20 protein-coding genes, 2 tRNA genes and 1 pseudogene are annotated in these 22,880 nt (G+C 68.8%); 13 read left to right on the top strand and 10 right to left on the bottom strand.

Translation table 11 applies throughout. From position 1 onward, the window contains the following. Positions 1-20: 20 nt before the first annotated feature. A complete protein-coding gene (locus SACAZDRAFT_RS19710; protein ID WP_005444556.1) occupies positions 21-1,535 on the bottom strand; it encodes a sugar ABC transporter ATP-binding protein in 1,515 nt (504 codons plus the stop codon). Positions 1,536-1,697: 162 nt separating this feature from the next. Between SACAZDRAFT_RS19710 and SACAZDRAFT_RS19705 the strand changes: the two genes are divergently transcribed. Next, positions 1,698-2,633: an SGNH/GDSL hydrolase family protein gene (locus SACAZDRAFT_RS19705; protein ID WP_005444554.1), complete on the top strand. Its 936-nt coding sequence runs from the start codon at positions 1,698-1,700 to the stop codon at positions 2,631-2,633. A gap of 27 nt (positions 2,634-2,660) precedes the next feature. Here the strand turns inward: SACAZDRAFT_RS19705 and SACAZDRAFT_RS19700 are convergent, their stop codons facing one another. Next, positions 2,661-5,300: a valine--tRNA ligase gene (locus tag SACAZDRAFT_RS19700; protein WP_040927827.1), complete on the bottom strand. Its 2,640-nt coding sequence runs from the start codon at positions 5,298-5,300 to the stop codon at positions 2,661-2,663. 316 nt (positions 5,301-5,616) lie between these two features. Here SACAZDRAFT_RS19700 and fdhD point away from each other — a divergent pair, with 316 nt between their 5' ends. After that, positions 5,617-6,435: a formate dehydrogenase accessory sulfurtransferase FdhD gene (gene fdhD / locus SACAZDRAFT_RS19695; RefSeq protein WP_005444551.1), complete on the top strand. Its 819-nt coding sequence runs from the start codon at positions 5,617-5,619 to the stop codon at positions 6,433-6,435. Between the two features lie 8 nt (positions 6,436-6,443). Then, positions 6,444-7,358, top strand: a complete 915-nt coding sequence (locus SACAZDRAFT_RS19690) for an alpha/beta hydrolase (RefSeq protein ID WP_005444549.1) — start codon at positions 6,444-6,446, stop codon at positions 7,356-7,358. Positions 7,359-7,366: 8 nt separating this feature from the next. Here the strand turns inward: SACAZDRAFT_RS19690 and SACAZDRAFT_RS19685 are convergent, their stop codons facing one another. The 7 genes from SACAZDRAFT_RS19685 to nhaA form a co-directional block, all read right to left on the bottom strand. Beyond that, positions 7,367-8,290, bottom strand: coding sequence for a sensor histidine kinase (locus tag SACAZDRAFT_RS19685; protein WP_005444548.1), 924 nt, complete (start codon positions 8,288-8,290; stop codon positions 7,367-7,369). A gap of 88 nt (positions 8,291-8,378) precedes the next feature. Next, entirely contained in the window at positions 8,379-8,732 is a 354-nt protein-coding gene (locus tag SACAZDRAFT_RS19680; protein WP_005444547.1) for a hypothetical protein, read from the bottom strand. Between the two features lie 26 nt (positions 8,733-8,758). After that, on the bottom strand, positions 8,759-10,048 hold the full coding sequence (clpX, locus tag SACAZDRAFT_RS19675) for an ATP-dependent Clp protease ATP-binding subunit ClpX (RefSeq protein ID WP_005444546.1): 1,290 nt from the start codon (positions 10,046-10,048) through the stop codon (positions 8,759-8,761). Positions 10,049-10,236: 188 nt separating this feature from the next. After that, positions 10,237-10,863 carry an ATP-dependent Clp protease proteolytic subunit gene (locus tag SACAZDRAFT_RS19670; RefSeq protein WP_005444544.1) on the bottom strand — a complete coding sequence of 209 codons (627 nt, stop codon included), beginning with the start codon at positions 10,861-10,863 and terminating at the stop codon, positions 10,237-10,239. Between the two features lie 23 nt (positions 10,864-10,886). Next, positions 10,887-11,480, bottom strand: a complete 594-nt coding sequence (locus SACAZDRAFT_RS19665; RefSeq protein ID WP_005444541.1) for an ATP-dependent Clp protease proteolytic subunit — start codon at positions 11,478-11,480, stop codon at positions 10,887-10,889. Between the two features lie 120 nt (positions 11,481-11,600). Continuing rightward, positions 11,601-13,043 carry a trigger factor gene (gene tig / locus SACAZDRAFT_RS19660; RefSeq protein WP_005444539.1) on the bottom strand — a complete coding sequence of 481 codons (1,443 nt, stop codon included), beginning with the start codon at positions 13,041-13,043 and terminating at the stop codon, positions 11,601-11,603. 147 nt (positions 13,044-13,190) lie between these two features. Beyond that, positions 13,191-14,504, bottom strand: a complete 1,314-nt coding sequence (nhaA, locus tag SACAZDRAFT_RS19655) for a Na+/H+ antiporter NhaA (protein WP_005444537.1) — start codon at positions 14,502-14,504, stop codon at positions 13,191-13,193. Between the two features lie 407 nt (positions 14,505-14,911). Here nhaA and SACAZDRAFT_RS19650 point away from each other — a divergent pair, with 407 nt between their 5' ends. The 9 genes and pseudogenes from SACAZDRAFT_RS19650 (at position 14,912) to SACAZDRAFT_RS23930 (ending at position 21,889) form a co-directional block, all read left to right on the top strand. Further along, positions 14,912-16,003, top strand: coding sequence for a sensor histidine kinase (locus SACAZDRAFT_RS19650; RefSeq protein ID WP_005444534.1), 1,092 nt, complete (start codon positions 14,912-14,914; stop codon positions 16,001-16,003). Then, positions 16,000-16,794 (top strand): LytR/AlgR family response regulator transcription factor, encoded by a 795-nt coding sequence (locus SACAZDRAFT_RS19645; protein ID WP_005444532.1) that lies wholly within the window; start codon positions 16,000-16,002, stop codon positions 16,792-16,794. Before SACAZDRAFT_RS19650 ends, SACAZDRAFT_RS19645 begins: the two co-directional genes overlap by 4 nt. Then, complete coding sequence (locus SACAZDRAFT_RS19640) at positions 16,791-17,189, top strand: DUF485 domain-containing protein (RefSeq protein ID WP_005444529.1); 399 nt, start codon at positions 16,791-16,793, stop codon at positions 17,187-17,189. The genes SACAZDRAFT_RS19645 and SACAZDRAFT_RS19640 overlap by 4 nt, the downstream gene beginning before the upstream one ends. Further along, complete coding sequence (locus SACAZDRAFT_RS19635; RefSeq protein WP_005444528.1) at positions 17,186-18,961, top strand: sodium/solute symporter; 1,776 nt, start codon at positions 17,186-17,188, stop codon at positions 18,959-18,961. The genes SACAZDRAFT_RS19640 and SACAZDRAFT_RS19635 overlap by 4 nt, the downstream gene beginning before the upstream one ends. 106 nt (positions 18,962-19,067) lie before the next feature. Then, positions 19,068-19,412, top strand: a complete 345-nt coding sequence (locus SACAZDRAFT_RS19630; RefSeq protein WP_005444527.1) for a DUF485 domain-containing protein — start codon at positions 19,068-19,070, stop codon at positions 19,410-19,412. Then, complete coding sequence (locus tag SACAZDRAFT_RS19625; RefSeq protein WP_005444526.1) at positions 19,409-21,013, top strand: solute symporter family protein; 1,605 nt, start codon at positions 19,409-19,411, stop codon at positions 21,011-21,013. The genes SACAZDRAFT_RS19630 and SACAZDRAFT_RS19625 overlap by 4 nt, the downstream gene beginning before the upstream one ends. Positions 21,014-21,182: 169 nt before the next feature. Then, positions 21,183-21,251, top strand: a pseudogene (locus tag SACAZDRAFT_RS24195) (hypothetical protein); the annotation flags it as partial. After that, positions 21,220-21,492, top strand: a complete 273-nt coding sequence (locus SACAZDRAFT_RS24190; RefSeq protein WP_408638071.1) for a sulfatase-like hydrolase/transferase — start codon at positions 21,220-21,222, stop codon at positions 21,490-21,492. The pseudogene SACAZDRAFT_RS24195 and the gene SACAZDRAFT_RS24190, both read left to right, overlap by 32 nt. A gap of 217 nt (positions 21,493-21,709) precedes the next feature. Then, positions 21,710-21,889: a hypothetical protein gene (locus tag SACAZDRAFT_RS23930; RefSeq protein WP_232286302.1), complete on the top strand. Its 180-nt coding sequence runs from the start codon at positions 21,710-21,712 to the stop codon at positions 21,887-21,889. 303 nt (positions 21,890-22,192) lie between these two features. Here the strand turns inward: SACAZDRAFT_RS23930 and SACAZDRAFT_RS19615 are convergent. After that, positions 22,193-22,269: transfer RNA gene (locus SACAZDRAFT_RS19615), tRNA-Pro, on the bottom strand. 80 nt (positions 22,270-22,349) lie between these two features. Here SACAZDRAFT_RS19615 and SACAZDRAFT_RS19610 point away from each other — a divergent pair. Continuing rightward, a tRNA-Gly gene (locus tag SACAZDRAFT_RS19610) sits at positions 22,350-22,423 on the top strand. Positions 22,424-22,880 lie beyond the last annotated feature (457 nt).

The raw sequence follows: 22,880 nt of genomic DNA, 5'->3' as shown, positions 1-22,880 counted from the left end.
TGAGCGGACACAATCCTCGCTCACACGGCCTCCTTGGTCTCCACAGCGTGGCCCGTAGCCAGCCTCATCACCGCCTCCTCCGTCGGACCCGCGGGCAGTTCGCCCGCGATCCGCCCGTCGTGCATCACAAGCACCCGGTCACTCATGCCGATCAACTCGGGCAGCTCGGACGAGATCATGAGAATCGCGACGCCGTCCCGGGCGAGGCCGCGGAGCAGCTCGTACACGGCCTGCTTCGCCCCGACGTCGATGCCGCGCGTCGGCTCGTCGACGATGAGCACACGCGGCTCGACCGCCAACCACTTCGCGAGCACGACCTTCTGCTGGTTCCCGCCGGACAAAAACCGCACCTCCTGGTCGGGCGAACGCGCGACGACCGCCACCGACGTCAACAGCTCCGCGATCGGCCGTCCCCTCGACTTGCGGGCGAACGCCGCCCGGCGCACCAGCAGCGCGTTGTCACGCACCGACTGCCGCAGCGCCAGCCCCTCGCCCTTGCGGTCCTCGGTCACGTGCGCGATGCCGAGCCGGACTGCCTTGCGCGGTGAGGAAACCCGCACGGCCTCACCGTCCACCTCGAGCGTGCCGATGCGGAACGGCTCGACGCCGCACACCGCCCGGGCCACCGCCGACCGTCCCGCGCCCTGCAGACCCGCCAAGCCGACGATCTCGCCGGCCCGCACACTCAGGTCGATGTCGGACAGCCGCTCGTTGCCACAGCCCGAGAGGCGCAGGCGGATGTCGCCGACCTCGTCCTCGGTGGCACGCTCCGGGAAGAGGGCCTCCAGCGAACGACCGACCATGTGCCGCACGAGCTCGTCACTGGTCAACTCGCTCCTCGGCTGCGAGGTCACCAGCGCGCCGTCCTTGAGCACGGTGATGCGGTGGCTGAGGTCGAAGACCTCCACCAGCCGGTGCGACACATAGAGGATCGCGATGCCGCGGTCGCACAGCCGCCGCACGAGCCCGTACAGCAGCTCGACCTCGTTGTCGGCCAACGCCGCCGTGGGCTCGTCCATCGCGAGCACGCGCACGTCGCTCGACAGCGCCTTCACGATCTCCACGACCTGACGCTGGGCCACGGACAGCAACCGGACGGGGTCCCGCGGCGAGATCCCCACAGCACCGAGGTCGTCCAGCAACGCGGCGGTGTCCGCCTCCATCCGGCGCCGGTCGACGATCCCGCGGCGGACGGGTTCCGAGCCCAGGAAGACGTTCTCGGCCACCGTGCGGTCCCCGAGCAGGTTCAGTTCCTGGTGGACGATCGAGATGCCGGAGGCCTGCGCCTGCCGAGGCGAGGCGAACGTCACGGGGTTGCCGTCGAGCTCGACGGTTCCCTCGTCGGCGGGCTGGACGCCGGCCAGGATCTTCATCAGCGTGGACTTGCCCGCGCCGTTCTCGCCCACCAGCGCGTGCACCTCGCCCGGGTACAGGTCGAGGTCCACACCACGGAGCACCGTGTTGCCCAGGAATTGCTTGGTGATCCCACGCATCTGGACAACCGGCGCGCCCTCGGTGAGGCCAGTCACAGTCATGACTGGGCACAATAGTGTCGATCTTTTGCGTATGTCAAACAAAAGTTATGACTTGCAACACCTAAGCACGCGCACAGTGCACCCAACGATGGTTGATCACGTTTCGCCAAACTCACCCATTCGGAAGATCCACTGCCCGCGGCGAGCAGATAGAACTAACCCATGCGCAGCCGCCGGAGCCTCGCCGCCGCCGTGTCCGTGCTCGTCGCGGTGCTCTGCGGACTCGCGTCGAGCATCACCACCACGGCCGCCGCATCGGAATCCGCGGACCGGACCAGCACACACCGGTCGCAGCAGACCCGCGGCTGGACGCACTACGTGGCGCTCGGCGACTCGTACACCTCCGGACCACTCATCCCGCTGCAGCGACTCGATCCGCTCGGCTGCCTGCGCTCGACCCAGAACTACCCGTCGCTCGTCGCGCTCCGACTCGGGCGCACCGTGCTCACCGACGCCAGCTGCGCGGGAGCCGACACCGGCGACATGACCGAGCGGCAGAAGATCACCCTCGGCTACCACCGGCCGCAGTTCGACGTCCTCAGGCCTGACACCGACCTCGTGACCATCGGCATCGGCGGCAACGACTACGGCGTCTTCGGCAGCATCATCGGCACCTGCCCCGGACTCCGCGACGCCGACCCGTCGGGAAACCCGTGCCAGGAGCACTTCACCGTCGACGGCGTCGACACGCTGACAGAGGCGATCCAGAACACCCGGCGGGACGTCGAGGCCGTGCTCGACGGTGTCCGTGAGCGCTCACCCGAAGCCACGATCCTGCTGATCGGCTACCCGCGCATCGCGCCCCCGACAGGCACGTGCACCGACATCCTGCCGTTCGCCGACGGCGACTACGCCTGGCTGAACGACATCGAGGAGACGCTCAACGCCGCGCTCGCCACGGCGGCGGCCGGCAACGACGCGACGACGTTCATCGACACCTACCCGGCGTCCCTCGGGCACGACGCGTGCTCCGAGCACGCCTGGATCCAGGGCCAACACCTCAACCCCATCGGCGCAGCGCACTACCACCCCAACCGCTGGGGCATGGAGGGTGTGGCCGAGGTGATCCTCGACCACCTCGGCGAGCGTGGGTGGTGACGAGCGAGCCCGCCACCACCCACGACCTCAGGAACCGAGCTGGTCCAGCCGAGCCGTGATGCGCTCGATGTCGGCGGCGGCCACGTCGCGGCGGGTGCGGATCTTCTCCACCACCTCGGCGGGCGCCTTGTCCAGGAAGGACTGGTTGCCGAGCTTGCCCTCCGTCTGCTTGAGCTCCTTCTGGGCGGCGGCGAGGTCCTTCTCCAGCCGCTTGCGCTCGGCGGCGACGTCGATGGCAGCGGAGGTGTCGACCTCCACCGTCGCCATGCCGCCCGACAGCGACACCTCCAGCGACGCCGTCACCGAGAAGTCGTCGCCGGGCTCGTTCAGCCGCGCGAGCGCCCGCACCGAGTCCTCGTGCCCGGCGATGGCGTCGAAGCCCTCGCCGGCCAGCCGCGTCGTCACGCGCTGGCCCGGCTTGAGGCCCTGGTCGGACCGGAACCGCCGCACCTCGGTGACGAGCTTCTGGACGTCCGCGATCCGCGCGTCGGCGTGGGGGTCGGACGGCCGCGTCCACTTCTCGCCCACCGGCCATTCGGCGATCACGAGCGACTCGCCGCCGGTGAGGGTGGTCCACAACCGCTCGGTGATGAACGGCGTGAACGGGTGCAGCAGCCGCAGCACGACGTCGAGCACGTGCCCCAGCACGGCCCGCGTGCCGTCGGCGCGATCGCCCGAGAGCTGCACCTTCGCCAGCTCCAGGTACCAGTCGCAGAACTCGTCCCACGTGAAGTGGTAGAGCACGTTCGTGGCCTTGGCGAACTGGAACTGCTCCAACAGCGTGTCCACTTCGGACGCCACGGTGGAGAGCCTGCCGAGGATCCAGCGGTCGGCCTCGGTCAGCTCGCTCGCCTCGGGCACCGGTGTCGCCACGGTGGCGCCGTTGGACAGCGCGAAGCGCGTGGCGTTCCACAGCTTCGTGCAGAAGTTGCGCGAGCCCGCGGCCCACTCCTCCGCCAGCGCCATGTCCGCGCCCGGGTTCGCTCCGCGCGCGAGGGTGAAGCGGGTGGCGTCCGCACCGAAGCGGTCCATCCAGTCGAGCGGGTCGATCACGTTGCCCCGCGACTTCGACATCTTCTTGCCGTTCGCGTCGCGGATGAGCCCGTGCAGGTAGATGTGCTCGAACGGGATCGCGCGCTCCGGCCCGTTGTCCCGCATGCCGTAGAGACCGAGCATCATCATGCGGGCGACCCAGAAGAACAGGATGTCGTAGCCGGTCGACAGCACGCTGGTCGGATAGAACTTCGCCAGGTCGGCCGTCTCTTCCGGCCAGCCCATCGTCGACATCGGCCACAGGCCCGACGAGAACCACGTGTCGAGCACGTCGGGGTCCTGCGTCCAGCCCTCGCCGGTGGGCGGCTGCTCGTCCGGACCGACGCACACCGTCTCGCCGTTCGGGCCGTACCAGACCGGGATGCGGTGTCCCCACCACAACTGGCGCGAGATCGTCCAGTCGTGCATGTCGTCGACCCAGTCGAAGTAGCGCTTCGCCAGCTCCGGCGGGTGGACCTTCACGCGGCCGTCGCGCACGGCGTCGCCCGCGGCCTTGGCCAGCGGCTCGACCTTGACCCACCACTGCAGCGACAGGCGCGGCTCCACCACGGTGTCGCAGCGCGAGCAGTGCCCCACCGCGTGCACGTACGGCCGCTTCTCCGACACGATGCGGCCCTGCTCCCGCAACGCCGCCACGATCGCGGGGCGCGCCTCGAACCGGTCCATGCCCTCGAACGGCCCGTGCGCGGTGATCACGCCACGCTCGTCCATGATCGTCGGCATGGGCAGGTCGTGCCGCCTGCCGATCTCGAAGTCGTTGGGGTCGTGCGCGGGCGTCACCTTCACCGCACCTGTGCCGAACTCCGGATCGACGTGGGTGTCGGCGACGATCGGGATCCGACGTCCGGTCAGCGGCAGCTCCACCTCGGTACCCACGAGGTGCGCATAGCGCTCGTCGTCGGGGTGCACCGCCACCGCGGTGTCACCCAGCATCGTCTCGGCGCGCGTGGTCGCCACGACGATCGAGGCGTCGCCCTCGCCGTAGCGGATCGAGACGAGCTCGCCGTCGTCGTCGGAGTGGTCGACCTCGATGTCCGACAGCGCCGTCATGCAGCGCGGGCACCAGTTGATGATCCGCTCGGCGCGGTACACCAGGCCGTCGTCGTAGAGCCGCTTGAACATCGTCTGGACGGCGCGCGACAGGTTCTCGTCCATCGTGAAGCGCTCGCGCGACCAGTCGACGCCGTCACCGAGCCGCTTCATCTGGTCGAGGATCTTGCCGCCGTACTCGGCCTTCCACTCCCAGACGCGCTCGACGAACCGCTCACGGCCCAGGTCGTGCCGCGAGAGCCCTTCCTTGCCCAGCTCGCGCTCCACGACGTTCTGCGTCGCGATGCCCGCGTGGTCCATGCCCGGAAGCCACAGCACCTCGTAGCCCTGCATCCGCCGACGGCGGCTCATGGCGTCCATGAGCGTGTGGTTCAACGCATGCCCCATGTGCAGGCTGCCCGTGACGTTGGGCGGAGGGAGCACGATGCTGAACGGTGGCTTGTCCGACGCCGCGTCGGCCTCGAAGTAGCCAGCCGATACCCAGCGCTGGTAGAGGACGGCCTCGTCGTCGGCCGGGTTCCAGGCGTTGGGCAGGTCGGGGGTTCTGGCTGCGGTTTCCGTCACGATGAGTAAGTCTACGAAGGTCCTCGCCGCACTTCTCACCGGCTCTCACCGTCACGCCCGCGCGGCGGTCAGGACGTCGCGAGCGCCTCGTCGCTCATCTGCCGGAGCTCGCGTCGTCGCACAGTTGTGACACGCGTAAGACGGCACGCGGACATCCGGCGCCGACGGTGGGTGCCATGAACGAATCACGCCTGCGACACGCCACGGAGCACCGTGCGCTTACGTGCGTATTCACCCATGCGAACCACGCCCGCGAGACCCCATCATGGAGAGGAGTCGACCGCCACAGGGGACGTAACGCGAGGAGTGGTGCCCGATGGGCCGAGTCACCGTCCGCAGACCTGTTCGCCGGGTGACTCCCCAGGGAGAGCGGCGCCGCACCGACACCCTCGCCGGCGAGGAACCGCTGGAGCTCCGCGTCTCGGGCACCGCGCTGGCGGTCACGATGCGCACGCCGGGTCACGACGTCGAACTCGCCCACGGCTTCCTGCTGTCGGAGGGCGTCGTCTCGAACCGCGAGGACGTCGTCCTGGCCCGCTACTGCGACGGTGTGGACGACACGGGACGCAACACCTACAACGTGCTCGACGTGACGCTCGCCGACGGAGTCCCGATGCCCGACGTCGGTGTGCAGCGCAACTTCTACACCACGTCGTCCTGCGGAGTCTGCGGCAAGGCCGCCCTGGAGGCAGTGCGGCTCAAGACCCGCTTCCCTCCGACGGGCACACCGTTCACGGTCTCCGCCGACGTGCTCGTCGCGTTGCCCGACGCGCTACGCGCCCGGCAACGGGTGTTCGCCACCACCGGCGGGCTGCACGGTGCGGGGCTGTTCACCTCGGACGGCACCCTGCTCGCGGTGCGTGAGGACGTCGGCAGGCACAACGCCGTGGACAAGGTGCTCGGGTGGGCCCTGCAGCAAGGCCGGGTTCCCGCGCACGACCTCGGTCTCCTGCTGTCCGGACGTGCCTCGTTCGAGTTGGTTCAAAAGGCGGCGATGGCGGGTATCTCCCTCGTCGCCGCGGTGTCCGCTCCGTCCTCGCTGGCCGTCGAACTGGCCGAGGACCACGGCATGACGCTGGTCGGTTTCCTGCGGGGGAAAAGCATGAACCTGTACACCGGCAACGGAATCGCATAAGGACGGACGTGGGCTCCGAGAGCGCAACACCATCCGCTGACGAGGACGCGCCGCTCACGAACGGTCGACAGCGGCGCGTCAGCAGGCGCACCGCCCTGCTCGGGACCACGGGTGTGGCCACGCTCGGCATGACGTCGCTGTGCGTCGCCTCGTCGACCGCCCAGTCGACGTTCCTCGACGGCGCGGTCGTCGTCGAGCGCCGCTACTCCCGACACCGGCACCAGCACGTCGACGTGGTCTACAAGCTGCCCCGGCAACTGCCGTGGCCCGGACTGCCGATGGTCCTGCTGCTCCACGGTCGCGGCGGCGCCGCCCGGCGGACCGGCCCCCCGGGGCTCACGTCCGCGCTGGGGAAGGCCGTCAGCTCCGGCCGGACTCCCCCGTTCGGCTTCGTCGCCGTGGACGGCGGCAGCACCTACTGGCACGAACACGACCGCGGGGACGACCCCATGGCCATGCTGCTGGAAGAGGTTCCGGCCTGGCTGCGGGAACACGGTCTGGGTGACGCTCAGGGACGCCCCTTCGCGGTGGCCGGGACGTCGATGGGCGGTTTCGGCGCCCTGCTCTACGCGCGACGCCGGTCGGAACGTCGACAGTCGGTGTCGGCCGTCGCGGCCCTCGCGCCCGCGCTGATGCCCTGGCACAAGATGCGCGCTCGCAGGGTCTGGCAGAGCCGAGCCCAGTGGCGGTCCATGGACCCGCTGGCCAACGTGGACGCTCTTCGCGACGTCCCGACGGGCATCTGGTGCGGCAGCGACGACCCCTTCATCGACGGAGTGCGCGCGTTCATCCGCAGAGCCACGCCGGAAGTCGCGGACGTCGATCCGGGTGGCCACAACAACAAGTACTTCCGCACCACGGTGCCCGGACTGCTGCGGTTCCTCGGGCGGCACGCCCCACCCCGCCCCCGCCGTCCCGCCTGACGCGGACCTCAGCTGCGGTCGAGGTGGATGTGCGTCGTCAACCCGTCGTCGCTGACGTGGGTACGGATCAGGTCGGCGACCTGATGCACGAGGAACAGACCACGACCGCCGTCCTGGTGGATCGACGCGCGCCGCCGGCCCGCCAGCAGATCCGCCAACTTGCCACCGTCGGAAACCTGGCACACCACTCCGTCGTCCTTGCTCCACACCGCGAGCTCACCACGGCCGCCGCCGTGCTGGACGCTGTTCGCGCACACCTCGCCCACCGCCAACGCGAGATCGTCGAGACGCTCCCGCGCGACCCCGGACCGTGCCGCGAACTCGGTCGCGGCACGGCGTGCCTTCGACAGCGTGTCGAGGTCGAACGGAATGACGAAGGCCTCGGGCGGTGCGAACAACGGCTCGTTGTAGCGCTGGTACGCCTCGACCGGCGCGAACCGCGGACTCCGCCGCACCGCGCTCCCCTCGGTGTCGAGGATCGTCGGATGCGTGGCCTCGATGTCCTCCACAACCCCGGACCCGAGCGTCGCGACGTCGTACGGGCACAGGATGTTCGCCGACGAACCCTCGAATGCCAGGTTCACCAAGGCCTCGTGCTGCACACACGCCGGGTACTCGGCCTCCGATCGGCCACGCCACACGGGCTCGCCGAGGATGCGGCACGGCTGCCCGGCATGCTCGTCGACGAAAGCCTGAAGCACCGTCGGAAGCAGACGCCCCGGATTGCGGCCGGCCGCCTCCATCTCGACGAATCGGACGTGCTGCGCGAGCGGCCCCAACGCGCTCAGGAGAATGCGGCGCTGTCTCTCGGGGACTGCGACGGCCACCGGCTCTTCCCGAGCAAGGCCATCGAGCACGAACGGGACGGTACCGGCCTGGTAATCATGTTCATCCCGGTAGAGAAGCGCCTGGTGGGAGAACGCCCTTTCCATCCCGTGGAGCTCTGACACCACCAAGACCCCTTGCCTTCACAGCGATAACTCGAATGGGTTATCCCGGACAAAGAGTTTCGTAAACCTGCTAGACGAGGTTGCGCGCCACGAAGGACATCGACCACAACGCCACAGCCACAGCACAACCGAACACCGTGACCTGCACCAGAAGTTGCCGGTCGGTCGCCGCTGTCCGCACCCGCCACGCGGCCACTCCCGCGACGGCCAGCCCGGCCAGTGGCAGCAGTGGTGCCGCCGAAGCCCGGGTCACGGTGGCCAACAGGCACACGACCGCGAGGACACCGAGCGTCACTGCGAGCGCACGGTGCACCCGGGGACTGCGAAGCCTGACGAACGCGACGAGCTTGGCGGCCAAGTCGTCGACCTCAACGTTCTGCTCCCCGTCCGACACAGGCGGGGACTGCTGCGGTGTCGCATTCATAAGTACAGACAGTAGCGGTCAGGAAATCAGGCGGACTTCTCGCCACGCTCCCGCTGTCGCCTCGTCGGCTGACGCGACACGATGGTGGGATTGACGTTCTCGCGCACGGTCTGCTCGGTGATGACCACCTTGGCGACGTCCTCGCGACTCGGGATGTCGTACATCACCGGCTGGAGGACCTCTTCCATGATCGCACGCAGCCCGCGAGCACCGGTCCCCCGCAACAACGCCTGGTCGGCGATCGCCTCCAGGGCCGTCTTGGTGAACTCCAGCTCCACGTTGTCCATCTCGAACAGCTTCTTGTACTGCTTGGTCAACGCGTTGCGTGGCTCGGTGAGAATGCGGACCAGCGAGGGCTTGTCGAGGTTGGTGACGCTCGCGACCACCGGAAGTCGGCCGATGAACTCGGGAATGAGCCCGAACTTGATCAGGTCTTCCGGCATCGTGTCGGTGAAGACGTCGGTCTCCTCGATCTCGCGCTTCGTGCGGATCTCCGCCCCGAAGCCGAGCCCGCGCTTGCCGATGCGGTCGTTGATGATCTTCTCGAGACCGGCGAACGCACCCGCCACGATGAACAGCACGTTCGTGGTGTCGATCTGGATGAACTCCTGGTGCGGGTGCTTGCGGCCGCCCTGCGGAGGCACCGACGCCGTCGTGCCCTCCAGGATCTTCAGCAGCGCCTGCTGCACACCCTCACCCGACACGTCTCGCGTGATCGACGGATTCTCCGACTTGCGGGCGATCTTGTCGACCTCGTCGATGTAGATGATGCCCGTCTCGGCGCGCTTCACGTCGTAGTCGGCGGCCTGGATGAGCTTCAGCAGGATGTTCTCGACATCCTCGCCCACGTAGCCGGCCTCGGTGAGCGCCGTCGCGTCGGCGATCGCGAACGGCACGTTCAGCATCTTCGCCAGCGTCTGCGCGAGGTAGGTCTTCCCACACCCAGTCGGGCCGAGCATCAGGATATTGGACTTCGCCAGCTCGACCGGCTCGTCCTTGGAGTCCTTCGACGCCTTGGACTCCGACTGGATGCGCTTGTAGTGGTTGTAGACGGCCACGGCCAGCGTGCGCTTGGCCTCGTCCTGGCCGATGATGTACTGCTCGAGGAACTCGTGGATGTCAGCGGGCTTGGGAAGCTCGTCGAGCTTCACGTCGCTCGTCTCGGCGAGCTCCTCTTCGATGATCTCGTTGCAGAGCTCGATGCACTCGTCACAGATGTACACGCCGGGCCCGGCGATGAGCTTCTTCACCTGTTTCTGGCTCTTGCCGCAGAATGAGCACTTCAGCAGGTCTCCGCCGTCGCCGATCCGTGCCATGACCGCTGACCTCGTCCCCTCCGGTGTCGATGACACCTCTGTCGTGCGTTGCCACTGACGGTACCCGCCCCGCGCGCCCCGTGGGAGTTTTACCAGCTATCGGGCGGCAGGAACGTCAAGCCTAGTGCGAAAAACGGGCGGCGGCCCACCATGACACGGTCGACCGGCCGCCCGCTTCCACGCCATCGTCAGTCCTGCGACGCCTTGCGGTACTCCAGCACCTGGTCGATGATGCCGTACTCCTTGGCCTCCTCGGGCGTGAGGATCTTGTCACGCTCGATGTCGGCCCGCACCTCGTCCGGCGACTTGTTCGTGTGCTTCGCCAGCGTGTTCTCCATCAGGCGACGCACGCGCTGGATCTCGGCGGCCTGGATCTCCAGGTCCGACACCTGGCCGTACGCACCCTCGGTGGCCGGCTGGTGGATGAGCACCCGCGAGTTGGGCAGCGCCAGCCGCTTGCCCTTCGTGCCCGCCGCCAGCAGCACCGCGGCGGCCGACGCGGCCTGGCCGAGGCACACGGTCTGGATGTCCGGACGCACGTACTGCATCGTGTCGTAGATCGCCATCAACGCGGTGAACGATCCACCGGGCGAGTTGATGTACAGGATGATGTCGCGGTCCGGGTCCTCGTGCTCCAGGTGGAGCAACTGGGCCATCACGTCGTTGGCCGACGCGTCGTCGACCTGGACCCCCAGCATGATCTGCCGTTCCTCGTACAGCTTGTTGTACGGGTTCGACTCCTTGATGCCGTAGCTGGTGCGCTCCACGTACGACGGCAGGATGTACCGGGACTGCGGAAGTTGGAAACCGTGCATGATTCTCCTCCTACCCTGCCCGGTCAGTTCGCGTTCGGGGTCGGGTTTTCGCGGGTGAGGACTTGGTCGACGAAGCCGTAGTCCTTGGCCTCGGCAGCGGTGAACCACCGGTCGCGGTCACCGTCGGCGATGATCTGCTCCACCGTCTGGCCGGTCTGTTCGGCGGTGATCCGAGCCAGCTCGTACTTCCACTTGCTGAACACCTCGGCCTGGATGGCGATGTCGGAGGCGGTACCACCGACACCCGCCGACGGCTGGTGCATGAGGATGCGCGCGTGCTGCAAGGCGTAGCGCTTGCCCGGCGTGCCCGACGACAGCAGGAACTGGCCCATCGACGCCGCGAGGCCCATCGCGTAGGTCGCCACGTCGGGCTCGATCAACTGCATCGTGTCGTAGATGGCGAAGCCGGCGGTGACCGAACCACCCGGCGAGTTGATGTAGAAGCGGATGTCCGCCTGCGGGTCCTCCGCGGCCAACAACAACAGCTGCGCGGTGATGCGGTTGGCGACCTCGTCGTTCACCTCGGAGCCGAGCACGACGATGCGCTCCTGGAGCAACCGCTCGTACACCGAGTCGGTCAGGTTGAGGCCGGCGGTGCCGGTCCGCCCCTCGGGCATGTGCTGCGTCACGTCTGCCTGCCTTTTCGGGAGTTCGAAGATCTTGTCACCGACCCTAACGAACTCGGGCGGCGCAGAAGTCCTGACACCGCCCGAGTTCGCTCAGAGCATGAGAAAAGGTCACCGGTCGGAGGTCGACGCCGACTCGTCGCCGGCCTTCGACGCACTGTCCTCAGTCGACCCTTCAGTGGCAGTCTCGTCGCCCTCGGCCGAGCCCGCAGCCTGGTCGGCCTCCTCGGTCTCGTCCGTACCGAAGAGCTCGCTCAGGTCCAGCGTCTCGCCGGAGGAGTCGGTGACGGTCACCTCGCGCACGACGGTGGCGAGCGCCTTGCCCCGCCGCACGTCGGCGTAGATGGCACCGAGCTGACCGGCTTCCTGCGCCCGCCGCACGTACTCGTCCGGGTTCATGCCGAAGCGCTGCGCCTGGTAGATGATGCGCTCGGTGAGCTCGGAGTCGTTGACCGAGAGCTCGCGCTCGTCGGCGAGGGCGTCGAGCAGCAGCTGCGTGCGCACCGACTTCTCGGCTTCCTCGCGGACCTCGTTCTCCCACTCCTCGGGGTTGCCGCCCTGGGCCTCCAGCGAGCGCTTGAAGGCCTCCTCGTCGTGGTCGAACGGGTGGATGGCGTCGTGCTTGCGGTTCGAGATCTCCGATTCGAGGACCTTCTCCGGGATCGGCACGTCGACGCGCTCCAGGAGGACGTCGAGCACCTTGTCCCGCGCCTGCACGCCCTGCTGGACGCGCTTCATGCGCGTCAGCCGCTCGCGCAGGTCGGCCTTCAGCTCGTCGAGCGTGTCGAACTCGCTGGCGAGCTGGGCGAACTCGTCGTCGGCCTCGGGCAGCTCGCGCTGCTTGATGCTGTTGACCTTGACCGTGACCTCGGCGTCCTTGCCGGTGTGCTCGCCGGCCACCAGCTTGGTGGTGAAGGTCTTGGTCTCGCCCTCGTTCGCGCCGATGATGGCGTCGTCGATGCCCTCGACGAGCTGACCGGAACCGATCTCGTAGGACAGGCCGGTGGTGGAGGCGTCGGGCACCTCCTCGCCGTCGACGGTGGCCGACAGGTCGATCGAGACGAAGTCGCCGTTCTCGGCGGGCCGGTCGACGCCGACCAACGTGCCGAAGCGGGCGCGCAGCTGGTCGAGCTGCTCGTCGACCTCCGCGTCGTCGAGCTCCACGTCGTCCACGCTGACCGTGATGTCGCCGAGGTCGGGAAGCGTGATCTCGGGGCGGACGTCCACCTCGGCGCTGAACTCCAGCACCTCGCGGTCCTCGAGCTTGGTCACCTCGAACTCGGGCTGACCGAGTGTGCGGACCTCACCGCTGCGCACCGCTTCGAGGTACTTCGCGGGAATGGCCTCGTTGACGACCTCGTCGAGCACCGGGGCCCGGCCGATGCGGCTCTCGAGGACGCGAGCGGGGGCCTTGCCGGGACGGAAGCCTGGAATCCGGACCTGCTGAGCGATCTTCCGGTAGGCGCGGTCGAAGTTCGGTTTGAGCTCGTCGAACGGCACCTCGACATTGATCTTCACGCGCGTCGGGCTCAGCTGCTCGACGGTGCTCTTCAACGTTATCTCCTCGCCGGGACTGTGAGTCGGTATCGGTAAACCGGTCCAGCGACCGCAGGCCAAGCAGGGACCGGATGTCCGAGTCTAGGCCACCGAGTGCACCCGCTCGTGGTGCGGGTCCGCACGGCCGGTGAGCAAGTGGGACACCTAGTCGAGCGAGTCCTCACTGGAGGACCGGCCCTGGTAGATGTCCGGGACGCCGTCGCCGTCGGCGTCCTTCGTCTCCTTCTCGTGCACCTTCCGGTAGTGCCGGTTGCGGAAGCGCAGCAGGACCGTCGCGACGAGCGCGGACAGCAGCGAGCCGCAGAGCACGGCGATCTTGACGATCTCGCCGCGTTCGTCGCCCTCGCTGAACGACAGCTCGCCCACCAGCAGGGACACGGTGAAGCCGATGCCGGCGAGGATCGCGATGCCCAGCACGTCGATCCACGCGACGTCGCTGTCCAGTTCGGCCTTCGTGAACCGGCTCATGAGGTACGTGGTGCCCAGGATGCCGACGGCCTTGCCGACGAGCAGGCCGGCCATGATGCCGAGCGCCACCGGCTCGGTGAGCGCGTTGACGAGTCCGTCGAGGCCGCCGAAGGCCACACCCGCCGCGAACAACGCGAAGATCGGCACCGCGACACCCGCCGAGAGCGGCCGCACGCGGTGTTCGAAGTGCTCGGCCATCGACACGGCCTCGCCCTTGCGGGTCAGGGCCGGCACCGTGAAGCCGAGCAGCACGCCCGCGACGGTGGCGTGGATGCCCGACGCGTGCACGAGCGCCCAGGCCGTCACGGCCAGCGGGACCAGCAGCCACCACGACCGCACGCGGCGCTGCACGAGCAGTGTGAACAACCCCAGCGGCAGCAGCGCCAGCAGCAGCGGCACCGCGGCCAGTTCCTCGGTGTAGAAGATCGCGATGATGCAGATGGCGATGAGGTCGTCGACCACCGCGAGCGTGAGCAGGAACATGCGCAACGCCGACGGCAGGAACCGGCCGATGACCGCCAGCACCGCGACCGCGAAGGCGATGTCCGTGGCCGTCGGGATGGCCCAGCCGCGCAGCGCGCTCGTGTCGCCGAGGTTCACCAGCACGTAGATGAGGGCGGGCAGCAGGACACCGCCGAACGCCGCCACGATCGGGATGGCGGCCCTGCGCGGGTCGCGCAGGTCGCCGACGACGAACTCCCGCTTCAGCTCGACGCCCACCACGAAGAAGAAGATGGCGAGCAGCCCGTCGGACGCCCACTGCCCCACCGACAGGTTCAGGTGCAGGGCCTCCGGCCCGAACGTGAAGTCCCTGACCGCCGTGTACGCGTCGGATGCGGGCGAGTTCGCCCAGATCAAGGCGATGACCGCACCGGCGAGCAGCAGCATCCCGCCGACGGTCTCCTGCCGCAGGATGTCGGCCACGCGTTTCCACTCGGTCCAGGACGAGCGGCCGAACAGCTTGGTCTTCGCGGGAGGTGTAGTGCTCATGCGGGTGTCGTCAACCCCTCCTGAACGCACGGGCAGGGCCAGAATGCCCGTCACTCTACTTGTCGAATTTCGGACATCACGGACCCCGAGATCGGGCGGACATCCGGTCACCGCTTCCCGTCCGCCCGGGCTTTCCGCACCACCACCGACGGGACGACGACGGCGAGCGCACCGCCCGCGACGCTGACCGGCCGAAACCTCAGCCGCGCACTCCCGGCCACGACGACCGAGGGCCATCGGGAGGCACGCACGCGCACACAGCGACGAACGTCACGTTCGGCCCGGCAACACGCTGATACCCGCGTGCGCCGCGATCTCCGCGCGCTCGTCGACGCTCACCCCTTCCGGGCAGGCCGGGCCGCCGTTAGATTCCCCGTACCGCCGACGTAGCTGGGAGGCCCATGTCGATGCCCGGAGGGCGGACGGCGTCCGTACCGGCCCGGATTTCGTCCCGAAGCCGCTGGCCGTTGCGTTCCCGCGGGCTGCGCGATCCCGGTCCCGTTCTGGAGACGACCCGGCACGTGGCCGAGGACCTCGCCGACGGACTCTCCGGTCCCCGGGTCCGTTCCGCAGCCCGCGGGATCCGCCGGCTGCTGGCCGCCGACGCCGTGGGACTGTCCGACCTGTCCGGTCACCTCGTGGTCGTGGGCACGATGCCGTCCGACGTCGATGTCGCCGCGATGATCGACGAGGTGCTGCACACCGAGAACCAGTGCCGTCGCGCCGAGGTGGTGGCGCTGCCGCTCATCGTGCACGACGAACTGGCCGGGGTCCTGGCCGTCGCGGGAACGGCCCGGATGGCCGCGCTGCGTGAGGTGGCCGGGCTCGGGGAGGCCGCACTCGAACGCGGCAGGCTGGAAGCGTCGGCGGAGGAGGCGGCGGCCGCCGAACTGCGCGCGTTGCGTGCCGAGATCTCACCGCACTTCGTCTACAACGCCCTCACCGTCATCGCCGGGTTGGTGCGCCCGGACCCGGACCGCTCGCGCGAGCTGATGCTCGACTTCGCCGACTACATCCGCTACAGCCTCGCCCGCCACGGTGAGTACACGACCGTCGCGGACGAGTTCCACGCGATCGAGACCTACCTCGCGCTCCAGCGCGCCGTACTCGGCGAGCGGCTGCGCGTGCAGGTGCGGGTGGCTCCCGAGGTGCTGCCGGTCGCGATCCCGTACCTGGTGCTCCAACCGCTGGTCGAGAACGCCGTGCGGCACGGCATCGAACATCGTCCTGAAGGGGGCACCGTCACCGTCCTCGGCGAGGCGGAGGGCACGGACTGCGTGATCAGCGTCGAGGACGACGGCGTGGGGATGGACCCCGGGAAGGCCGAGCGCCTGCTCGCCGGAGCAGGGGAATCGGAGAGCGTGGGCCTGGCGAACGTCGATCGCCGCTTGCGTAACGTGTACGGACCGTGGTTCGGCCTCGTCGTGGAGACCGGAAAGGGTGAAGGCACACGGGTGATCGTGCGAGTACCACGTTTCCAGCCGGGAGTGATGCCGTGACCGCCGAGACCAACCCCACCCTGCGTGTGCTGGCGGTCGACGACGTGCCCGCCGCGCTGGACGACCTGTGCGGGATGCTGCGGGACGCGCCCGAGGTGGCGGAGGTGGCCGCCGCCGGCGACGCCGTGGCCGCGTTGAAGCGCCTGCAGCAGGAGGAGTTCGACGCGGTGTTCCTCGACATCGCGATGCCGGGCCTCGACGGGCTGGAGTTCGCCTCCCTGCTGACCAAGCTGGCGAAACCACCGGTGATCGTGTTCGTCACCGCCTACGACGAGCACGCCGTGGCCGCGTTCGGCCTCGGTGCCGTGGACTACCTGCTCAAACCCGTACGACCCGAACGCCTGGCCGACGCACTCGCCCGGGTCGTCCGCATGGTCTCGGCCGAGTCCACTCCCCCTCCGCCGCACCAGCCCACGCCCGACGCCCTCGCGGCGCTGCCCGTGGAGTCCGGCGGCCGCACGCGGTACGTGAGCAGGCAGGACGTGCGGTTCGTGGAGGCGCACGGCGACTACGTCCGGCTGCACACCCGCTCGGGCGTGCACCTCGTGCGCATGCCGATCTCACGGCTTGAGGAGTACTGGGCGGGCGCGGGCTTCGTGCGCACACACCGCGGGTTCCTCGTGGCGCTGGCCGCCGTCCGGGAACTGCGCAGCGACTCGGTGGGCGGGCTGCTCGCCCACACCGACATCGGCGACGTGCCGGTGAGCCGCAGGCACGCGCGCAATCTGAGAGAACGGCTGCTGCGCGCGGCCCAGCGCGGCGAGCTGCGCCCGGAGGGCTCGGCACCGTGAGTCATTCGCGTCGAGTGGCGGTGACGAGTCCGCAGACCCGCCTCGCCCACGCCCGCCGCCGGTATCGGGGACCGTGGCGACCGACGACGCTCGATCCGGTGGAGGCCCCCTTCGCGGTGGCGCTCTACCAGCGGCAACGGCGCCGCGCCGCCGTCGCGTTGACGACGGCCTTCACCCTCGTGTTCGGGCTGCCGCTCGTCCTGGCTCTCGCGCCGGACCTGGGCCGGGTACGCCTCTTCGACGTCCCGGTGTCCTGGCTCGCGGTGGCGGTGCTGCCGTTCCCGGCCATGACGGCACTGGCGTTCTGGCACCTGCGGCGGGCCGAGGCCGAAGAGGACTCCGTCGACTCCATGCCGGCTCCCCCGGTGCAGGACTGCGGCGAGGACGGGCGATGATCGTCGCGCTCGCCGTGGCGCCGGTCGTTTTGATCACGCTCGCCATCGGTCTGCGCGGCGTCGCCGCGATGCGGACCACCTCGGACTTCCTCGTGGCCTCGCGGCGCGTGTCCCCGCTGCTGAACTCCGCCGCGGTGTCCGGCGAGTACCTGTCGGCGGCCTCGTTCCTCGGCGTCGCCGGACTCATGGTGCGCGACGGAGTGGGAGCGCTGTGGTATCCGGTGGGATTCACGGCGGGCTACATCGCCATGCTCGCCCTCGTCGCCGCGCCGATGCGCCGCTCGGGTGCGCTCACGGTGCCGGACTTCGCCGAGGCTCGCCTGGGCTCCCCCGCGCTGCGCAAGCTCGCGGCCGTGGTCGTGCTCGTGATCGGCGTCCTCTACCTCGTTCCGCAGTTCCGCACGGCCGGGCTCGTCCTCAGCGTGGTGAGCGACACGCCGTACTGGGTCGGCGTCCTCCTCTCGGGCGCGGCCGTCAGCGCCACGCTCGCGCTCGGCGGCATGCGCGCCGCGACCTACGTCCAGGCGTTCCAGTTCGTGCTCAAACTCGTGCTGTTCATCGTTCCCGCCGTGTGGCTGCTGACCCAGGTCGGTCCGGGTGTGCGGAACGAGGCCCTGCACCCGGTCGAGTTCACCCACTTCGAGACGCGAACGCCGGTGTCCTTCCGGGTGGACGCGACCCTCGACGTGCCCGAGGGCGTGCGCGTCGTCGACTCCGACGGCGCCGTGTCGGCGGTCCCCGCCGGCGACTGGCACGTCCCCGCGGGCTCCACGGTGGTCTTCGCCGAAGGCAGCGCCGCGCCCGTGCCGGAGGGCGAGGCCGCCCCGGGCGGACCCGACTGGACCCGGCCGCTGCTGGACCTCGGAGACACGGGACATCCGCTGCTCGCCACCTGGGCCGTGCTCGTGGCGACCATGTTCGGCACGATGGGGCTGCCGCACGTCATCATGCGGTTCCACACGAGCCCCGACGGCCGCGCGGCACGCCGTACCGCCGCACTCACCGTGGCCCTGCTCGGCGTCTTCTACATCTTCCCCGGCATCTACGGGATGCTCGGTCGGGTCCTCGTGCCGCACCTCTACCTGTCGGGCGCCACCGACAGCGCGGTGGTGGCGTTGCCCGCCCAGGTGAACGCGGGCCCGCTCGGTGGGGTGTTCACCGGACTGCTCACCGCGGGGGCGTTCGCCGCCTTCCTGGCGACGTCGCTCGGTCTGATGCTCGTCGTGTCCGGCGCGATCTCCCACGACCTCGTGCCCGGTGGGCTGCGTCAGCTCCGCGTCGCCGTGGTGGGCGCCGGGGCCGTCGTGGTGCCGCTGGCGCTGACCGCCCTCTCCTTCGACGCGAGCACGCTGGTCACGTGGGGTTTCACCGTGGCGGCGTCGACCTTCTGCCCGCTGCTCGTCCTCGGCATCTGGTGGTCCCGGCTCACCGCCACGGGTGCGGTGGCGGGGGTGACTGCCGGGCTGCTCGCCTCCTGCGGCGGGTTCGCGCTGGGCATCCTCGACCCGCCCGTGCCCGGCTGGGTGTCGATCCTGCTGGTCCAGCCCGCGCCGTGGTCGGTCCCGCTCGCGTTCGCCACGATGGTCGTCGTGTCGTCGTTCGGCAGGCCCCCATCGTGGTCCACGGCCGCGATGCTGCGCCTGCACCTCCACGAACATCGCCGCTTCCCGTACGCCGATCGGTCGACACTCGCGCGTGATCTAGGCCACTCGTCGTGGTCGGCGCGCCGTTCGTCAGCCGTTCGTCGCATCACACGCCGATTGGTCCGCTGACGATTTCGTCCGCTCCGTCCCCTCCTTACTGTGACGCACCACGCACAGTCGCCGTCCCGCGCTGTGTCGCGATGTGTCCCATGTGTCACTGACAAGGAGGTCAGGAGTGAGTGCCACCGAGCCCTCGACCCATCCGCCCGGGGCCCCGTCCTGGGAAGAGGTCCACGCCAGCGAGGACTTCCAGCGACTCCGCCGACGGCTGCGGCGGTTCGTCTTCCCCATGACCGCGTTGTTCCTTGTCTGGTACCTGCTCTACGTCCTGCTCGCGGACTACGCACACGACTTCATGTCGATCAAGCTCGTCGGCAACATCAACGTCGGACTGGTCCTCGGCCTGCTGCAGTTCGTATCGACGTTCGCCATCACGGCCCTGTACGTGCGCTACGCCAACCGCAAGCTCGACCCGATCGCCGACCGCATCAGGCAGGACGTGGAAGGGGAGGACGCATGACCCTCGCCCAGAGCATCGAAGGCAACAACCCGGTCCTCAACATCACGATCTTCGGCCTGTTCGTCATCGGCACCCTCATCGTGGTGTTCCGCGCGTCGCGCAACACGAAGACGGCCTCCGACTACTACGCGGCGGGCCGCGCGTTCACGGGACCGCAGAACGGCACCGCCATCGCGGGCGACTACCTGTCGGCGGCGTCGTTCCTGGGTATCGCGGGCGCCATCGCGGTGTACGGGTACGACGGGTTCCTGTACTCCATCGGGTTCCTCGTCGCCTGGCTCGTCGCCCTGCTGCTCGTGGCCGAGCTGCTGCGCAACACGGGCAAGTTCACGATGGGCGACGTGCTGGCGTTCCGCATGCGGCAGAAGCCGGTGCGGGCCGCGGCGGCGACGTCCACCATGGCGGTCTCGTTCTTCTACCTGCTGGCGCAGATGGCCGGTGCGGGCGCGCTCGTGTCGTTGCTGCTGGGCATCGAGGGCGACCTCGGCCAGGCCGTGGTCATCGCCATCGTCGGCATCGTCATGATCGTGTACGTGCTCGTCGGCGGCATGAAGGGCACCACCTGGGTCCAGATCATCAAGGCCGCCCTGCTCATCGCGGGCACATTCGCCATGACCATCTGGGTACTCGGCCGCTTCGGACTCAACCTCTCCGAGCTGATGGGCTCGGCCGCCGAACGCGCGCCGGACGGCGACTCCGTGTTGAACCCGGGCGCGAAGTACGGCGCCAGTGACACGTCCAAGTTGGACTTCCTGTCGCTCGGTATCGCGCTCGTGCTGGGCACGGCGGGCCTGCCGCACGTGCTCATGCGGTTCTACACCGTGCCGACGGCGAAGGACGCCCGTAAGTCGGTCGTCTGGGCCATCGTCCTCATCGGCCTGTTCTACCTGTTCACGCTGGTGCTGGGCTACGGCGCGGCCGCCATCGTGGGCCCGGACACGATCAAGGACGCACCGGGCGGGGAGAACTCGGCGGCGCCACTGCTGGCGGAGGCACTCGGAGGCCCGCTGTTGCTGGGCTTCATCGCGGCGGTGGCGTTCGCGACGATCCTGGCGGTGGTCGCCGGTCTGACGATCACGGCGTCGGCGTCGTTCGCCCACGACGTGTACGCCAACGTCATCAAGCGGGGCAAGGTCGACAACAAGACCTCCGAGGTGAAGGTCGCCCGGATCACGGCGTGCGTCATCGGCGCTGTGGCCATCCTCGGCGGCATCCTGGCCAAGGACCAGAACGTGGCGTTCCTCGTGGCGCTCGCGTTCGCCGTCGCGGCCTCGGCGAACCTGCCGACGATCCTGTACTCGCTGTTCTGGAAGCGGTTCAACACCTCGGGTGCGCTGTGGTCGATCTACGGTGGACTCACGGTGACCCTCGTGCTCATCGTGTTCTCCCCGGCCGTGTCGGGCACCGAGAGCTCGATGATCACCGGCGCGGACTTCAGCTGGTTCCCGCTGCAGAACCCGGGCCTGGTCTCGATCCCCGTGTCGTTCTTCCTCGGCTGGCTCGGCACCATGCTGTCGAAGGAGCACCTGGACTCCAAGCACAAGGAGATGGAGGTACGGGCCCTCACCGGCGCGGGCGCCGAGAAGGCGTCCTCGCACTGATCGTCCGGCCCGTGGGGTGGAGGCGCACGCGTTTGTGCCCCCACCCCTCGGGTAGGTCCCGTCGGACGGACGACATCCGACGAGGCGCCATGGCGACGGTTCCACGAGAATCCGACGGTCTGCCGGTGACCCCGGAGACCCCGGACGGGACCGACCCGCCACCCCGAACGTGATCGTCGTTCTCGCCGACGACCTGGGCTGGAAGAATCTCGGCTGTTACGGCTCCACGGCGATCCGGACCCCCAACCTCGACCGCCTGGCCGCGGAAGGGCTCCGTTTCACCCCCGGCTACGCGGGTCCCATGGTGTTCGTCCACGCAGATCAGCCTCTACACCGGCCGCTACCCGGGTCGGCTCCCGGCGGGTCTGGAGGAGCCGCTCGTCACCCGGTCGGAAGGACCCGGCATTCCGGCCGACCATCCGACGCTGCCGTCCCTCCTCGCAGGCGCGGGCTACCGGACGGCGATGTTCGGCAAGTGACACTGCGGTTGGCTCCCTGGTACAGCCCGTTACGAAACGGCTTCCAGACGTTGCGGGCGGGTGCCGTGACGGACGTGCTCGACTCTCTGCTGACCGTGTCGGTGCTGGTGTTTTCGTTCGCGTCGATGCTCTCGGCGGCTGAGCAATGCGGTGGATGACGTCGGCGACCGGCTCCGCGACGTGAGCTCGCTCGTGCTCGTGCTCGGTGGTGCACTTCGTGCTGGTCCCGTTGCTGGCACTCGGCATAATCGAAAACGCGGCCGGCGCGCCGTTCCTCGTCAAGCTCGCCGAGGTGGCGCGCAGCGATCTCGGACTGAACGCGGCGGTGCTGGTGGTCCCGCCGCCACGGTTGTGGCGACCCAGAGTTTCGACGATCCGCGCATCGTCGTCATGGTGATCGTCACGTCGCTCGTCGCGTTCGCGGTGCTGTTCCCGGTCGCGGGATGGTTGCGACGGCGACGCACGACCTGACGACGGCCCGCGCTCGCGGCACCGGACGGGCACCGACCCATGTGGACCGAGCGGTCCGAACCTCGACGCCGTCACGTGATCTGACTCACGCGATGAAGCGATGTCGGGCAGTCGAAACGCGGATGGACCGATCATCGCCGGGCCCGAACGAATCGTCCTTCGAGCCCGGGCTCGCGACCGAATCCGCCAGGGACCCTGTGTCACACCACAAAGCCCCTGGTCGGACACCTGGTCGGGGTGACAGGATTTGAACCTGCGACCCTTCGCTCCCAAAGCGAATGCGCTACCAAACTGCGCCACACCCCGTCCGCCACACGAGGGCGGTGTGAGGACACTCTAGCGGGTGTCGCTACACTGGCCTTGCAGCCGGGTGAGTCCGGCGGCACGCGGGCGTAGCTCAATGGTAGAGCCCCAGTCTTCCAAACTGGTTACGCGGGTTCGATTCCCGTCGCCCGCTCCACCGAAGGCCCCGGCCCCGCCGATCATGGCGAGCCGGGGCCTTCGCCATCTCGCGACGCCTCCTCCCGCGGTCGCCCACCCGGCCGCGCCGGGGCCACATACCACAGCACCCCGGACCGACGCGCGGAGCCACACCCCGGAACCGTCCTTCCCGCGCGTTTCGACCGGCACGACACCGAGACATCCCGCCGACACGCGGCTTCTGCGGCACCCGGCACACGCACCGACCACCACGACACCGCCATGACGCGTGACGCACATCACAAAATCTAACGTGACGTGCATCACCACCGTTCGTGTTCATTCGACCGCATTCCGTAGCGAAGGTGCAGGTCAGCAGCGGGGCGACACTAAACCCCTTTCTTTTCGGATTCACTCAATGATGAACACGTCGCCATTCTACAATTCGCATTCATTGCGTTGCCCGTGGTTACCGTTCTGTGTCGTCGAAAACCGGC

The organism is Saccharomonospora azurea NA-128, assembly GCF_000231055.2.
Lineage (GTDB): Bacteria > Actinomycetota > Actinomycetes > Mycobacteriales > Pseudonocardiaceae > Saccharomonospora > Saccharomonospora azurea.
The sequence above is the reverse complement of the archived record's forward strand: the minus strand, read 5'-3'. Positions and strand labels throughout refer to the sequence as shown.